13 protein-coding genes are annotated in these 16,737 nt (G+C 35.1%); all 13 read left to right on the top strand.

Translation table 11 applies throughout. The features are described 5' to 3' along the window. Positions 1 to 34 precede the first annotated feature (34 nt). The 13 genes from CLV95_RS02035 to rfbA all read left to right on the top strand — a co-directional run bounded on the left by CLV95_RS02035 (position 35) and on the right by rfbA (position 16,244). Positions 35 to 1,384 carry a flippase gene (locus CLV95_RS02035; protein ID WP_002740298.1) on the top strand — a complete coding sequence of 450 codons (1,350 nt, stop codon included), beginning with the start codon at positions 35 to 37 and terminating at the stop codon, positions 1,382 to 1,384. Positions 1,385 to 1,387: 3 nt separating this feature from the next. Further along, the gene (locus CLV95_RS02030) at positions 1,388 to 2,293 is read left to right on the top strand and encodes a glycosyltransferase family A protein (RefSeq protein ID WP_002733577.1); all 906 of its coding nucleotides are present in this window, start codon (positions 1,388 to 1,390) and stop codon (positions 2,291 to 2,293) included. 579 nt (positions 2,294 to 2,872) lie between these two features. After that, a complete protein-coding gene (locus tag CLV95_RS02025) occupies positions 2,873 to 3,760 on the top strand; it encodes a TIGR04325 family methyltransferase (protein WP_016749102.1) in 888 nt (295 codons plus the stop codon). 657 nt (positions 3,761 to 4,417) lie between these two features. Next, on the top strand, positions 4,418 to 5,431 hold the full coding sequence (locus tag CLV95_RS02015; RefSeq protein ID WP_002723123.1) for a glycosyltransferase family protein: 1,014 nt from the start codon (positions 4,418 to 4,420) through the stop codon (positions 5,429 to 5,431). A gap of 627 nt (positions 5,432 to 6,058) precedes the next feature. Continuing rightward, the gene (locus CLV95_RS02010; RefSeq protein ID WP_002727923.1) at positions 6,059 to 6,490 is read left to right on the top strand and encodes a sugar 3,4-ketoisomerase; all 432 of its coding nucleotides are present in this window, start codon (positions 6,059 to 6,061) and stop codon (positions 6,488 to 6,490) included. Beyond that, positions 6,487 to 7,578: a DegT/DnrJ/EryC1/StrS family aminotransferase gene (locus CLV95_RS02005; RefSeq protein WP_002733556.1), complete on the top strand. Its 1,092-nt coding sequence runs from the start codon at positions 6,487 to 6,489 to the stop codon at positions 7,576 to 7,578. Before CLV95_RS02010 ends, CLV95_RS02005 begins: the two co-directional genes overlap by 4 nt. 283 nt (positions 7,579 to 7,861) lie before the next feature. Then, on the top strand, positions 7,862 to 8,659 hold the full coding sequence (locus CLV95_RS02000) for a glycosyltransferase family 2 protein (protein WP_002727913.1): 798 nt from the start codon (positions 7,862 to 7,864) through the stop codon (positions 8,657 to 8,659). Positions 8,660 to 9,198: 539 nt separating this feature from the next. Beyond that, positions 9,199 to 10,044 (top strand): glycosyltransferase family 2 protein, encoded by an 846-nt coding sequence (locus CLV95_RS01995; RefSeq protein WP_002733776.1) that lies wholly within the window; start codon positions 9,199 to 9,201, stop codon positions 10,042 to 10,044. 720 nt (positions 10,045 to 10,764) lie between these two features. After that, the gene (locus CLV95_RS01985) at positions 10,765 to 12,525 is read left to right on the top strand and encodes a glycosyltransferase family 2 protein (RefSeq protein WP_002733605.1); all 1,761 of its coding nucleotides are present in this window, start codon (positions 10,765 to 10,767) and stop codon (positions 12,523 to 12,525) included. 303 nt (positions 12,526 to 12,828) lie between these two features. After that, on the top strand, positions 12,829 to 13,389 hold the full coding sequence (gene rfbC, locus CLV95_RS01980; RefSeq protein ID WP_002727916.1) for a dTDP-4-dehydrorhamnose 3,5-epimerase: 561 nt from the start codon (positions 12,829 to 12,831) through the stop codon (positions 13,387 to 13,389). A 3-nt stretch (positions 13,390 to 13,392) separates the two neighbouring features. Then, positions 13,393 to 14,313 (top strand): dTDP-4-dehydrorhamnose reductase, encoded by a 921-nt coding sequence (gene rfbD, locus CLV95_RS01975; protein WP_002733754.1) that lies wholly within the window; start codon positions 13,393 to 13,395, stop codon positions 14,311 to 14,313. Then, positions 14,310 to 15,359 (top strand): dTDP-glucose 4,6-dehydratase, encoded by a 1,050-nt coding sequence (gene rfbB / locus CLV95_RS01970; RefSeq protein ID WP_002727919.1) that lies wholly within the window; start codon positions 14,310 to 14,312, stop codon positions 15,357 to 15,359. Before rfbD ends, rfbB begins: the two co-directional genes overlap by 4 nt. Then, on the top strand, positions 15,360 to 16,244 hold the full coding sequence (gene rfbA / locus CLV95_RS01965; protein WP_002727921.1) for a glucose-1-phosphate thymidylyltransferase RfbA: 885 nt from the start codon (positions 15,360 to 15,362) through the stop codon (positions 16,242 to 16,244). Positions 16,245 to 16,737 lie beyond the last annotated feature (493 nt).

Here is a 16,737-nt window from a genome sequence, read left to right as displayed (position 1 = left end):
AAGACTTTAATTTTAAAAAATAAAACCTAAGCTTGTGATTTTACTCAATAGACTTTACTCCCGTTATCCGAATTTAAAAGACATACTGTATAACAGCGGATGGCTTTTTTTTGATAAAATTTTCAGAATGGGCATGGGAATGTTCTTAGGAGTTTGGATCGCCCGCTATCTAGGTCCCGATAGTTATGGAAAGTTAAATTATGTAATCGCATATATAGCGTTGATCGGTAGTTTTACAAATTTAGGACTCGATGGGGTTGTCGTAAGAGAACTCATTAAGGAGAAGGCCCATAAAGAAGAGATTCTTTCAACTTCGTTTTTACTACAACTTATTGCTGGGATGATTGCATTTGCAGTAGCAATTCTACTTATTCCCCTTCTTAGACCTGATGAGTTGGATTTGTTCTGGATGGTATTTCTTGTCGGACTAACGTTAATTTTTCGTGCCGTCGGTGTCGTAAGGTATTGGTACGAAGCGCAAGTGCTATCCAAATATTTTGTATGGCTTGATAACGGATTGTTCTTCGTGTTTTCCGGAGTAAGGATTTTGTTGATTTTGAACGGTTTGGGAATATTTCCTTTCATTTGGACTGCTCTAATCGAATCATCTATTAGTTTATTTGGTTATTATTTATTATATAAATATCATAATGGATCTTTATCCGTTCTTCACGCAAATTGGAGAAGAGCGCGGACGTTATTGAGAGATAGTTGGATGTTGTTGCTTTCCGGATTGGCTGTAATTGTATATATGCGAATCGATCAGATTATGATCGGTCAGATGATGGGAGACGAAGCAGTAGGAATATATACCGCGGCTGTTAAAATTAGCGAAGTTTGGTATTTTATCCCTATGGCTGTTGCTTCGTCGATATTTCCCGCTATTTTAAAAGCGAAAGAGTTTAGTCAAGAATTATATCTAGAGCGTTTAGGTCTTTTGCATTCATTTATGTTTTTACTAGCCCTGATGATAGCGATACCGATGACATTTTTATCGGATCCGATTATACGTCTATTTTTCGGAGAAAAATTTTCAGAAGCGGGTGCCGTATTGGCGATTCATATTTGGGCTGGAATTTTTGTTTTTTTAGGAGTGGCTAGTAGCCGTTATTATCTAACTGAAAATTTACCAAAAGGGGAATTGTATAAAAGTATATCCGGATGTTTGACGAATATAATTCTAAATTACTTTTTGATTCCACTCTACGGAATTAAAGGGGCCGCGATTGCTACGGTAATTTCTCAATTTGTAGCGAGCACTTTATTCAATCTATTGTTCAAACGTACTCGCGAAATATTTTTTATCCAATTAGAATCGGTTTTCTTTTGGAAGATGTTAAGTCGTCTCAATCATCTTAGAAGTCGGCTCCTTAAGGATGGTTGAAAAATGGTATTAGCACCGATTGCACTTTTTGTTTATAATAGACCGGAGCATACAAAAAGAACGATCGATTCTTTATCAAACAACGATTATGCGGAGCAGTCTGAATTATTTGTATTTTGTGATGGGCCTAAGCCTGATACAAATATGGACAAGATCAGAGAAGTCAGATCGATTGTCAAAGAAGCGACTGGTTTTAAAAAAGTTATCGTTTATGAAAAAAAAGACAATGTAGGTTTAGCAAAATCCATTATATCTGGAGTGACTGAACTAGTAACAAAATATGGCAAAATTATCGTTTTAGAAGACGATATGATAACCTCGAAATATTTTTTGACTTATTTAAATCATGGATTGGAATATTATGAGAATTTAAATCGGGTGGTTTCCATACACGCTTATCGGCTTCCGTTTACCGCAAAAACCCCCGAGACGTATTTTTTAAGAGGTGCCGATTGTTGGGGCTGGGCGACTTGGAAGAGGGGCTGGGATTTATTCGAACAAGATGGAAAAAAACTTTTAGATAACTTAATTTCAGAAAATTTAATGTATGAATTTGATATGCAGGGTTCGTACCCTTATACTCAAATGTTAAAGGATCAAATTGCGGGTAAAAACGATTCCTGGGCTATACGATGGTATGCCTCCGCCTTTTTACAAAATAGATTAACATTGTATCCGGCCAGATCTCTAGTGTTTAATATTGGGTTGGACGCTTCCGGAACACATTGCGATACAACGAATGAATACGACGTTGAATTGAGTTTATCGCCGATCCGAATTGAAAAAATTAAAATTGAAGAAGACGTTAAAGTAAGAAATTTATATCGAGATTATTTTCATAAACTTAGTCGATCGAGTGTTAAAGACAGGATTTTCGATCAGGTGGTGCGTCTTATAAAACGATTTTGAATATTACAATCCTGGTTTGTCCAAAATTTAAGTTGTTTCCTAAAAAATGCTTTTTCATTGTCTTTTGTTACAAATTGGTTTTGTATGTTTATAGAAGTAATATCTATAATAGAGTTTATCCCAAAGTCTCAGAATGTAGAAAGCCCTTACGGGAGTTTGACAAGAATAAAGCACATTCAAGAGCCAATTAATAGTCAAAGGAAAGTAATTTGCGAGAACTCCTTTGCTTTATGAAAAATTCACTATGATATTTCTATCAAAGGTTGGATTTGCCGAGACTAAGAGCCGGTCTCAAAACCTTAGGAATGTAGGAGCTATTACAATCTTAAACGACAGGAAAAACCTTCAATACGACGGTTTCTGTGGGAACTTTCACGTTTTTTAAAAACTTGCCGGATCGTTTAGAGATATTTTTCTTCAGGTTTTGAGATCGGCTCTAAAATACTGCTCCTACGGATCGCAGCATGATAATCACTTTCGTATTTGTTACACCCAACTCACGTTAATTATTAAAGTTTAAAGTTCGAATATGGAAAATTTAATTTTTTTAAAAAGTGAATTATTGCTGAAGATAAGGAAATGGATTTGCGAAGCTATATAAAAAAAATAGCATATAAATTTTTGCCTCCTATTATTTGGGATTTGTTGACCTTCGGAAAGAGAGAATTTTGTAACCGAGTTAAATCCGAAATGCGCAGTGGAATTTTTCGCAACGGTTTTAACGGAGTGTATAAAACTTGGGACGAGGCAGCAGCACTGTGTGGATCTTACGATTCAGAGCAAATTATCGAAAAGTGCAAACAATCACTGTTGAAAGTGAAACAAGGCGAGGCGATTTACGAAAGAGATTCTGTATTATTCAACAAAATTCAATATTCTTGGCCATTGCTTGCCGGTTTACTTTATTCGGCGACTAAGTCCAATTTAAGGCTGGATGTTTTAGATTTTGGAGGATCCTTAGGAAGTAGTTATTATCAGAATAGAAACTTTTTACAAGGAATACAAAAGCTATCTTGGAATATAGTAGAACAATCTAATTTTGTTCAAGTTGGCAAAAAACACTTCGAAGACGGCATCCTAAATTTTTATGATTCCATCGAGTCTTGTGTTAACGATAGAGATCAAAAAATTAATGTGTTTTTAGCATCGAGTTCCTTTCCATATGTAAAAGATCCTTTTGAGTTAATCAAAAAAATAATAAATTATGATTTTCCTTATATTATAATAGATAGGACTTATTTTATAGACTTGCCGAATTCTATCGTATCAGTTCAACATGTTCCTCTTGAAATTTACGATGCTTCTTATCCCGCTTGGTTCTTTAATTTGGAAGAATTCGTTTCGTTGTTTCAAGTTAAATACGACTTAGTAGCAGATTTTAATAGTTATTTGCAAGCAACGGATATCTTAAAAGGAATACAGACTCGGGAAATGGGAATGATTTTTGAGTTCAGAAAATCTTTCTAGGGCGTCTATTTCAAGATCTTAAAACGTATGCTCCTATATTGTTTGCTACAAACTTGTTCCAAGATGGAGGCTAATTTCTTTTAGGATTTTGAAATAGGCTCAAAATTCGAAGAGATCGATCGATACGATTTACACTCATATAGAATATACTCAAAAATTTTCTATCTGTCGTCGGTAACTCAACATACAAAAGGTAAAAATCTTTTTGAGATAATTTCTATAGGCAGATTTTGCTGAATTTATGATTATCTATATAATTAACGTGAGTTCGGCATTAACAAATGCGAAAGCGATACTTATGCAGCGACCCATAGAGCGCACTTTAGTTTGAAAATTCCGAAGGAATTGGAACATTATGTTGCGACCTGAAACGGCGCCCCTTAGGAAGCCGTTTCACTGAGTTTAGGCAGCAACATTGAGTTAAAGCGCGGTCTAGCCTTTGCAAGCAAAGGATAGATTCACCCAAACTTTCTTACAGCGCGTCCCAAAATCCTGTCGAGCGCCAATAGAAGCGAGACGCTTTAGTTACCCGAGGGCCCTTAGGGAGCGAACGCGCTTTAGTTTTCTGCTTTGTCAGAAAGATAAAGCTGCAAGGTTCTGTTCCAAAACTGGGCAGAACCTTATATCGAACTCACGTTAATTGAAAAAAATCCGACAATGAAGTATCTTTGTACACTTTTTGATTTTAATTACCTACCTTTGGGATTATCTCTGTACGAGTCTGTTCGGCGCCATTTCGGAGACTTCCATCTTTGGGTGCTTGCAATGGACGACAAAACTTATACTTTTTTTAAGGAGAATTCATTTGATCATGTCACAATACTTTCATTAGGCGATATTGAGTCCGAGGACGTTCTCGTTGCAAAAGGGAATCGGACTTGGCAGGAATATTGCTGGACTCTTTCTCCGGTTTTGCCTACTTATATTTTAAAAGAAAATCCAAATATAGATCACGTTACTTATTTGGATTCCGACATATATTTTTTTTCCGACGTGAGTCCGATTTACGATGAAATCGGAGAGCATTCCATAATGATCATACCACATCGCTTTCCGGATCGTCTTAAACATCTCGAAGCTAACGGAATTTACAATGTGCAAATGGTATATTTTAAACGGGACGAGATAGGAATAAAATGTCTCAGCCGTTGGAGAGAGCAGTGTTTGGAGTGGTGTTATAACCGAGTAGAAGACGGTCGTTTGGGAGATCAAAAATATTTGGACGTATGGCCGCAAACTTATAAAAACATATGTGTATTAAAAAATGAACAAGCCGGTGTTGCGCTTTGGAACGCTGAAAAATATAAGATTCGATTGAAAGACGAAAAAATTTTGATCAATGAAAGCCCTCTCATATTTTATCATTTTCATATGTTTAAATTCTACGAGGGGAACATCTATGGGACTGGAATTTCCGATTATAAATTGAATTACAAGGTGTTAAAGGTTATTTATGATGTTTATGTGGAACAATTGATCGATGTGGTTTCCCGTTTTAATCTGAAATTAAGAAGTTTGAATATTTGGGAAATGTGTATCATGATGGAGAAAGAGAATTTTTATTCTTACTCCACTTTGAATGGAGTTTTTTGGAATGTTCTGCTTTGTAGTTTGGTGATTTTAAAAAAGATCCTAAGGAGCAGTCAAAGTTTTCTTTTAAGTAAGAAATGATTCGAAACCTATTTTAAATTTTAAAAATCAATTGTAATCAATAAACTTGTAGAGCTACTTCAAGAATTACTTGGAGTTTGTCTTACTGATCTCTATAAGATATAAAACCGTAAATTTAAGTTCCAAAGCCCTGTTTTAGTGTAAAATATTAAGTACTCTTTTATACAGTTCTGAGTAAAAATTTGGGACTTCTATAAAAATTGAACAAAAAAAATCTGTTTGAAAGCTTGTAAATTCCGCAAAGGAACGTATCTACAGAGTTTCAACGTGTGTTGCGAATTTGTCGAATGATTAAAACGATTTTCAAAAGGTTTTGGGATGCCTAATCTTCACTTAAAATGTTGATTTCGGTCATTTGAAGATATTCTTGAGATAATTTCTAACGTAATATTGAAGTTGCCATGATATAAATGTTCTGGAGCGGTTTCGTATAATGTTACAGTTATATAGTAGTTTGTATATCTTTTAAGATTTTGAGGTTTGTGTCTATGTGCCTTAGAATTAAATGCTCGTATTACATTGAATTAGACCTTATTTTGGTATAGATCATCGTATGCGGTTCATCAATTCAGTTGGTGTGAAATTTAAAAAGGTATCATTGCGGTAGTGTGTGTTTGGATGATTTTTATGGATGAAATTATAGTTAAAAATTCAAGTTATATAAATCTAAAAAAAGTCAGAGACGATAGAGACGGAAATTTGATCATATTAGAGAGCATGAGAGATGTGCCTTTCGAAATAAAACGAGTTTATTATATTAACAATTTAGAAAATTCTGTGAGTGTTAGAGGACAACACGCTCATAAAGAAATTGAACAGGTGATCTTTTGCATTAACGGAAGTTTTACATTAAAATTGGATGATGGGAGGACAAGGCAGGAAATATTGATGAATAAGGATAATGTTGGGGTGCTTTTGGGAAGGATGCTTTGGCATACTATGGAAAATTTTTCTTCTGGTTGTGTTCTTCTTGTTGCTGCTTCCGATTATTATAGAGAAGACGACTACATAAGAAATTATTCTGATTTTATCCGTTTGGCGGAGAAAAATTCGATATGATCGAATACGAAAATCTGCGTTTAGCGAATACACGGTTCTTTGAAGAGTATAAAACGCGGCTTTCTGAAACCATCCAAAGCGGGTGGTATATATTAGGGAAGGAAGTTTCTAGTTTTGAAAATCAATTCGCCCAATACAATGGAAACCAGTATTGTATCGGAGTAGGGAATGGTTTGGATGCACTTATACTCGCCTTGAAAGCGTTAAACATAGAAAAAGACTCCGAAATTATAGTTCCTTCGAATACTTATATAGCATCTATTTTAGCAATTTTGCATGCAGGTTTGAGACCTATCTTAGTTGAACCGGATATTAGAACCTATAATATCGATCCCGAAAGAATAGAGGAAAAAATTAATTCCAGAACGAAAGGAATTCTGATTGTACATTTGTATGGTAAACCTTGCGAGATGGACTCTATTTTGAAGATTAAGGAAGAAAATAATCTGTTTTTAGTAGAGGATTGTGCACAATCTCACGGCGCTTTGTATAAGGGGAAGAAAACGGGAACGTTTGGAGAAATTAACGGGTTCAGTTTTTATCCCACTAAAAACTTGGGGGCTATTGGAGATGCGGGAGCTGTCGTGACGGATAACGATCTATATCACGACGAAGTTAAGAAACTAAGAAATTACGGTTCTTCAATCAAGTACAAGAATGATTTACTCGGATATAATTCTCGTTTAGATGAATTGCAGGCTATAATCTTAAATATCAAGTTGAAATATTTGGATGCAATGAACGAACATAAAAGAAATTTAGCCAAGATTTATCTGGAAAATCTAAAAGACGATTTTATAAAACCGGTAATTGACGAAGGAACTTACGACGTATATCATATCTTTAATGTTCGCCATACAAGACGTGACGGGCTGCGAGACTATCTTCTAAAAAACGGCGTAAAGACTGAAATTCATTATCCGATTCCGCCTCATAAACAAGTTGCAATGAAGGACGTATTTCCATACGTAGAAGGCGAGTTTGCTATCTCCGAGCAGGTTCATCGTACTACGCTCAGTCTTCCAATCTCAACTTTTCACACTGAAAACGATATTTATAAAGTTGTCGAGATCATGAATAGATTTTAAAAAAAGATTTGAATAAAATCAAGAGTATCTACTACAAAATAAAAATCGATTCCTTTTTGAGGAATACTTTTTTAGAAACAAAAGAGGAAAATAATTTAGAGTATTGTGATCAATCCAGAGGATCTTAATATAAAAGGGAAAAAATAACTAATAGTAAAGTTGTTGAAAAATTAATTTTCATTTGTTTCTGTTTCATGGAAATGGTCGATTGAAGCAGTTTTGTTAAGCCGAACTTTTCAACAACTTTATCGTATGAGATGGTTTCAAAAAGATATTTCGATAAATGGCCGAAAAAAAACCTAAGATTTCGATTGTTACTATCAACTATAATGACCGTGTCGGTTTAGAAAAAACTATTTTATCCGTGCGTAATCAGATATGTTTTGAACAGATTGAATATATCATAATAGACGCGGCTTCCAAAGATGGGAGTTTGAGTGTAATTCAAAAGTATAGCGATCTATTTTCATTTTGGCTTAGTGAACCAGATCTAGGTATCTACTATGGTCAAAATAAAGGGATTTTAAATTCGAAAGGAGAATATATCCTTTTTTTAAATTCGGGCGATACCCTTGCGAGTGAGAATACGCTTACTGAGATACTTTCATTCGAACTGAGTTCCGATTTGATTTATGGAGATATGCTTATTGAGTCTAAGGAGGGGAATCTACGTTTGGGTAGGCAGCCTCCTGTGATGACGTTAAGTCATCTTCTGTTTGATACAATTTGGCATCCAGCGTGTTTGATAAAAAGAAAGTTGTTTGAACGGTACGGGTTGTATGATCTTAATTTTAGAATTGCTGCGGATTACGAATTTTGGCTGAAGGTTTTTTCAGCAGGTGTTTCAACAAAATATATTCCTGTAATATTTTCTCGATTCAATTTGCAAGGATTGAGTTCTGCACCGCAAAATCAGAATGTTCTTCTTCAAGAGAGGAAGAAGGCTCAATCACTTTATTTTAATCGTATAACTTTATTTTTATATAGAGATCTTTTGAAGGTAATTCGATTTTTATTTTCGTTAGGAAGGTTTTTTTTGAGAAAAACATTTATTTTATTAAGAACTTGTCTTAAAGTCTGAAGAGGAAACCACGATTAATTATGATTTTTAAGTCCCCAACGGCAAAACATAGTAGTTTTCGCTGATTTACGTTTTGATTTTAAATCGTTTTCTCATCGTTAAATAACATACAGTTCTAAGTTTTTGGTGCAGACTTTGATATATTCCGATGGTATTTTCATAATTCAATTTGCAAGAGTTAGTTTTTGCGCCGTAGAATCAGAATTTTTTCTTCGAGTTGTTTTCGAAAAAACTTTTTTATTGCGTTGGGGAGTAACGTCTACTTGAAATGACAAGTCTTCTAACAAATACATTTTTCATTATATGGTAGTTGCTAAAACGGCAATCTATGTGGAAATTTAATTTCTACAACCTTTGCATTTGGATTTTATAGAGACGGCATAAAGTATTTTTATTTATCTTGGTGGATGTTTTAGATTTATTTGAATCTTATTTTTTGCCGGGATGTTTTTTGGCAAGTTCAAAGTAAGAGATATATAAGTTGGATTATCTTTAGTGCTTCTTAAAAAGAGATATTAAAATAATATAATTTTACCTAAATGAATCCTTTAGTTTCTATCGTAATTCCATGTTATAATTATGGTCGATATATTCACGAAACCGTTGAGAGTATATTGAGGCAGAGATATAAGTATTGGGAAGTAATAATCGTAGATGATGGGTCTAGCGATCCATTTACAATTTCAATTCTAGAGGAATACAAGAATAAATCCGGTTTTACGGTTCTTTCTATTCCGCGTTCTGGACCTTCTACAGCACGTAATATTGGGATTGATACGGCTCAAGGAGAGTTTATACTTCCTTTGGATTCGGACGATATGATTCACGAGGATTATCTTTTGGAGGCGATATCCGCTTACGAAAAGAATCCGTCTTTAGGAATCGTATATTGCGAAGCGGAGTTTTTCGGATCTATAAAAGGGAAATGGAATCTTCCTGAATATCGTTTTCCGAATATACTTTTGGACAATTGTATATTTGTGTCCGCTGTATTTAAAAAGTCGGATTGGAAGGAAGTCGGTGGATTTAATGAAAATATGAAAAACGAATGGGAGGATTATGATTTTTGGCTTTCATTGATTGAAAAAGGGGGAAAGGTTTATAGAATTCCCAAGGTTTTATTTTACTATAGGATTGGGCATTCGTCCCGTTCGCAAAGATCTCTCAAACATTTTCTTCCATTATATATGCAACTATATGAAAATCATAAAGAATTGTATTTAAATAATATTCAATTTTTATTTCAGAGACATTTGGAGGCTAAGCGGCTGGAAGACGAATTTTTAATTTTGACTAAAAATCCATTCGTTTACTCGTTTATAAAGATGCTGATAACTTTTCTAAAGTATCTTTCCCTATTAAAAAGAAAATTCTTAAACGTCTGATTCAAAATTAAATGTAAGGCTTGAGATTTCGTTTAACTGTAAACGGCAGAAAGACCTTAAAAAAATCTTAAAAGAGCGATTTTGAAATCGAATTTCCGTAGCTTTGGGAGCCGTCATCAATGAAAAATTCATTCTATAGAGGTTCCCTAAAAAAGTAGCTCTTACATTTTTAACTGTAGCAAAGCTAAAATAACGTAAATTTAGTGTTTCTTTCATATGTTCATTTTTCTATAAAAATAAAATGTCGGAGTTCATCGCAAAGCACTCCAGCAATGAAGTCCATAAATCCTCAAAAGGACGTAATCTATAGGAACCCGGCGTTTTTATTGCGAGTAGGTTTTTCTTCAGATTTTGAAACGAACTTCTAATCATTTTAAGAGCAGTCCGTTACCGTAAATTACGTTTCTTTACTTGTTTTAGAGAATTTTTCACAATGCAGTCTCGACAGGTTCTTACACCAATTAACGATAATCGGGATAATGCAGTAATAAGCAATTCTGATTTTGTGGAAGTCTCGGTATTTAAATCATGCTCCTGTTTTCTTGCGCCGAACTCACGTAAAATTATTCGAAAACAAATTCAGTTAAAAACTTTATTAGGATTCGAATTGATCCTTACTTATTTGAAATGTATCAAATGTGATGTTCAAAGAACGAAATCGCTTTGGGCTTAAAAGCATTTTGTTGATCTATATCGTATTGCAGTGTTGAAGAGGTTTGAATGAAGGCCTTCGTAAGGAAAATTCTCTATTGGCTGAGGCAGTATCAATATTATTTTTTCCTCTATTCGTGGGATAAGAATATTTATAAATCAGAATATTATTATGAACCTTTAATTAGCATACTTGTGCCCGTTTACAACACCAAAAGAGGATATCTAGAGGAAATGGTTCGCTCCGTTGAGATGCAAACTTATAAAAACTGGGAATTAATTCTTCTTGATGATGCCTCTCCGGATGAAAGTCCCGGGAATTATCTGAAAGAACGATGTGAAACAGATTCTCGAATTCGATATTTTCGTTCGGATAAAAATGAAGGAATCAGTTTAGCGACTCGGAAAGCGTTCGAATGTGCCGCGGGGGAATACGTGGCATTTTTAGATCACGATGATCGTTTGTTAAAAAACGCGTTATTGATCGTATTGGAAGCTCTCCAAGAAGAAGAAAATAGACCTGAGTTACTTTATTCCGATGAGATTTTTCAATCAAAAATTCCGGGAGTTTTTTCACTTTCTACAAAACCGGAATTCTCGCCCGAAAGATTGATATCTTATAATTATATCTGTCATTTTGTGATAGTTTCAAAAAACTTAATCTATCGAATGGGAGGTATTCGGGAAGGTTTCGACGGAAGTCAGGATCATGAATTTGTACTTCGCGCGTGTAGACATACCGATCGTATTAGAAGACTTCCATATTTTTTATACGTATGGCGTCTTCATGGGGAAAGTTTTTCAAAACAAAGGGCGCAGATCTGCGAAGAAAGCTCTAAAAAAGCTATATTAGAATATTATAAAGATCAAAATGAGCCGGTGAAAGAAATCGTTCCAGGGTATTATCCGTTTACCTATCATCCGATCCGTAGGTTGAAGCCAAACAAATTGATTTCGATTGTTGTTCTCGATATAGAGGCTATACTAGAGAATGGATTTCAAGATATTTATGAAATGATTAGATTGACTCCTTCCGATTTTCACTTAGAAATTTTTCTAAGCGTTGGAAATAATCGGACGAAGTTTGAAATCCCTCAGTCTGTTTTGAAAAAATTTCAAGGTCGAGTTCTATTTAAAATACTTGAGTTTTTTGAGCCGAATCTTTCCGCAAAAAATATCAATTCAATTGTTTCTGATACACAAGGTTCTTACGTTTTATTTTGGAATCCTTGTTTTAAACCGAAGAATGAGAATTGGCTGTATGAGTTGCTACAACATGCGCAATCTTCGGAAATAGGCGCAGTTTGTCCGATTATTTTCAATCAGAAAAATGAACTCATTTATTCTTCTTTGCTTCTCGGAAAAAAAGGATTCATTGGCGTTGCGGGTAATAAGGTTAGGGTAGAGGAAGCTAAAATTTGGTCTGGAGAATTTATCGAGAAGAACGTTTCTGTAATTTCGCGTAATGTGTTTTTGGTATCTAGAAAGAATTGGGATTTATTAAAGGGACTTGATGAATCTTTTCAAAACGATTATTGGGACGTGGATTTTTCTCTAAGACTCCTTGAGGAAAATTTTAGGATCGTAAGTAATCCTTTCTCAAGTTTTGTCTCTTCTTATACACTTAAGAGATCTTTTCAAGAATATGATCCTAAATATAAAGTTGGTAGATCGGATCGAAAATTACTAATTGGAAAATGGGGAAGTTCATTGGAATCCGACAGATTTTATTCTCCTCATAGCGACTTATTAGGATCTGATATGTATCCTAGAAATTTTTTTCATAGTTTGCAGTATAGGGTTTGCAGAAGGAAATGGGACCTGAGCTGAGAAAGTGAATGTAAAAAAATCGATTTAAAAAAACTTTATGTTTTACACCAAAACTTAGAATTTCCAAAGAAATCGTCGGAAATAAATTGATATTTTTTGTGAATGAGAAAGATGAAAATTTTGATCGCGATCTTAAGCAATTAGGATTTTGTGGTAATCCTGGGATGTAGATCGAAAGGCTTTACGAAACTATAACTTATCTCAAGAATAATTTATTATAGTTTCGAAATAATTTTATTCGAAGGCGAAATGTTTTTGCCATAGTTTTTGAAAGACCCTATCGCCTAAAACAAGTTAATTTATATGCAATTTAAAAGATTTTCCATAGAAGGTCCCGTTCTAATCAAACCCAAAGTTTTTGGAGATGAACGAGGTTTTTTCTTTGAGACTTTTAAGACGTCACTATTCGAAAGTGAGAGTATACCGACTCACTTCTCTCAAGATAACCATTCTAGATCCTCTCGAGGAGTATTGAGGGGGATGCATCTACAAGTTCCTCCTTACGAACAAGGAAAGTTAGTCCGAGTAGTGAGAGGCAAGGTGATAGACGTGGTGGTGGACGTCCGGATAGGTTCTCCTAATTATGGAAAATGGTTTTCCGTGGAACTATCGGAGGAAAATAAAAATATATTTTGGGTTCCTCCCGGATTCGCTCACGGATTTCTAACCCTAGAAGATAAAACGGATTTTTTATATAAGGTGACGAAAGAATATAGTCCTCAAAATGAAGTTGGAATTCGCTGGGACGATCCTACATTAGGCATTCCTTGGAAAACCTGGTTGTCTGATTCTGAGTTTATAGTGTCTCAAAGGGATCAGGAAACTCCTTTTCTTGCGAGCTTTAAAAGCCCATTCGTATATTAGAATATGATTTATTATACTGGAAAAAGTGGTCAGTTAGGTTGGGAGTTGACCAAAAGATTCAAATCTTTGGATTTGGAATCTATAGGATTTAGTAGAGCAGAATGGGACCTTACTGATCTTGATTCTGTAGAAAAAATTTTAAAAGATTCTCCTAAAATTTTAGTTCATTGTGGAGCTTATACCGCTGTGGATAAAGCAGAGTCCGATTCGGAGAACGTTTACAAGATCAATTCCTTATCTGTAAAAAAAATTTCGGAAGAATGTCTAAAAAGAAAAATCCATCTGATTTATATATCCACTGATTTTGTGTTCGATGCAAATTCGGGAACGATCGGGGATACAATTCGTTTTTGGAAACCGGATTCTACACTTTCCCCGAAAGGAATTTATGGTTTATCGAAAGCGGAAGGAGAAAAGTGGATTCGAAAAATATTTGCGGATTCTAAACAAGCGAATATAGTCCGAACAAGTTGGGTATATTCCTCTTATGGAAATAATTTTCCTAAAACGATTTTGAAACTTTTACAAGACCCTAAGCGTACCGAATTAAAAGTAATCGAAGATCAATTGGGGAGGCCTACTTGGGCGGGTAGGCTTGCTGACTTTATAATATTCTTAATTTATGAAATTCTAAAAGGGAGGGGGTATCCGGAGATTTTGCATTTTTCCAATTCCGGAATTGCGAGTTGGTATGATTTTGCGATTGCAATTCGAGATATCTCGCATTCTTTTTCATTGATAGAGAATTTAAAACCGATTTCCCCGATTCCTACGGAAAGTTATCCTACAGCTGCCCCGAGACCTAGATACTCAATTTTAGATTTAAATGAAACTCGAAAATTTTTTGGCCCCGTTCCGCATTGGAAAGAAGATTTAACTCTCTGTCTGAAAGAAATCGCAGAAATTTCCGGAAAAAAAGTATGAAAAAAATTTTAGTCACCGGTGGAGCCGGATTTATAGGTTCCAATTTTGTGAATCTCATTTTAAACGAAAGTAAAGAATATCAGATAATCGTATTCGATAAACTGACTTATGCTGGAAATTTGAAAAGTTTGGAATCTTGGAAAAAAGATCCTAGGTTTATTTTTATAAAGGCGGACATCGCCAATAAAGAAAATGTATCTTCTATTTTCCAAGAACATAACTTCGATTACGTGGCGCACTTTGCTGCGGAAAGCCACGTGGATCGTTCTATTTTGGGTCCGGAAGAATTTATCAAAACGAACATACTCGGTACTTTTTATCTTTTAGACGCAGCTAGATTACAATGGAATGGATCTTACGAAGGAAAAAAGTTCCTTCATGTGTCCACAGACGAAGTATTCGGAACGTTAGGTGATACTGGATATTTCACTGAAGAGACCCCTTATGCGCCTAACTCTCCTTATTCGGCCTCTAAAGCCGGTTCGGATCATATCGTAAGATCCTATTATCATACTTATCATATGCCGGTAGTGACCACAAATTGTTCCAATAACTATGGACCTTATCATTTTCCGGAAAAATTGATTCCTTTGATGATTTTAAATTGTTTACAGGGAAAACCTCTTCCCGTTTACGGAGATGGAAAGAATATTAGGGATTGGTTATATGTTAAGGATCACTGCGAAGCATTGCGTCTTGCTTTATTCCAGGGATTGCCGGGAGAAACTTATAATATAGGGACTCGAAACGAAAAAAAGAATATAGATATAGTAAATTCGATCTGTTCGATCATGGATGAGTTTCATCCTTCCGGCGTTCCGCATTCTAAATTGATTCAATATGTAAAGGACAGGCCTGGACACGATTTTCGTTACGCAATTGATCCTTCCAAAATTGAAAAAGAACTGGGCTGGAAACCAAAGTTCGTGTTCGAATCGGCTCTCAGAGAGACGGTTCGGTGGTATTTAGACAACGAGTCTTGGTGGAAGGAAATTCTTTCCGGTCAATATAAAGAATATTATCAAAATCAGTATGAGAAACATTAGATGAAATCGAGAAAAGGGATTATACTCGCAGGCGGTTCTGGAACAAGGCTTTATCCGGTTACATACATTGTTTCCAAACAACTTTTGCCGGTTTACGATAAACCGATGATTTATTACCCACTAACAACGCTTATGCTAGCGGGTATTAAAGAAATACTTTTGATTTCCACGCCCCAAGCGACTCCTATGTATAAAGAACTGTTAGGGGACGGAAAACAATGGGGAATTTCTATCGAATATGCGGTTCAACCCGAACCGGGGGGATTGGCGCAAGCATATTGGATCGGAGAAAATTTCGTCAACGGGCATCCGTCCGTATTGATTCTTGGAGATAATATTTATTTCGGTCATAATCTTGCTGTTCTTTTAGAGAACGCTTCTAAAGAAACTAAGGGTTCTACTGTGTTCGCGTATCCGGTTCATGATCCGGAACGGTATGGAGTGGTGGAATTTGATTCGGAAAGACGTGCGGTTTCGATCGAAGAAAAACCTTTTAAGCCGAAGTCCAATTACGCAGTCACTGGATTATATTTTTATGATGAAGAGGTTGTGAGTATAGCCAAGTCCATTAAACCTTCTGCAAGAGGAGAATTGGAAATTACGGACGTAAATAGGATTTATTTAGAAAGAGGAATTTTAAACGTTCAAGTGATGGGACGAGGATACGCTTGGTTGGATACTGGGACTCACGAATCTCTTTTAGAGGCATCTGTATTTATAGAAACGATTGAAAAAAGACAGGGACTTAAAGTTGCCTGCCCGGAGGAAATCGCATTTAGAAAAGGTTTTATAGATGGGTCTCAATTAGAAAAATTGATAGTTCCTCTTAAAAAAACAGGTTATGGAGAATATCTTGTGAAAATACTTCAGGAAAAGGTTTACTAAATTCCATAGAGGTTTTACATTTTCAAACTATTTGTTTTTTGATTTTACTATCAGTATATCATTTTTTGGTTATTGTCTGATCGTATAATAAGTGTTTACCTTTTGAATCTAGGGTATTGATATAATATTAATATTTTCCTTCATAACAATGTCTAACTTTGGCAGCGCTTAAGGATAGTTTCATTCTGAACGATTTGTATTATTCGGTATGTTCAAAAATTGAATTCAACTGAATGTAGATTTTTATAGAATCGCTGAATCTTACTAACGCAGTTTGAATTTATCGAAAATTCCTGTTGAGATAAAAAATCTGTCCTAAAACCTGAAAAAAATCAATTATAGTCATCTTAGTAAATTCAATATAAAAAGTAGTAGTTCCCATGGATTGTGTCATATCGATGACTTATAGACGTTTCGTGTTCTTAACTCTCCTGGAAGTTTCTGTTCTAAAATATCGTGATTTGCCTTAAAATCTAAGGTCTCAATTTCCTAA

The organism is Leptospira borgpetersenii serovar Javanica, assembly GCF_003046425.1.
Taxonomy (GTDB): Bacteria; Spirochaetota; Leptospiria; order Leptospirales; family Leptospiraceae; genus Leptospira; species Leptospira borgpetersenii.
Note: the sequence above shows the minus strand (reverse complement) of the source record. Positions and strands in the feature narration are given on the sequence as shown.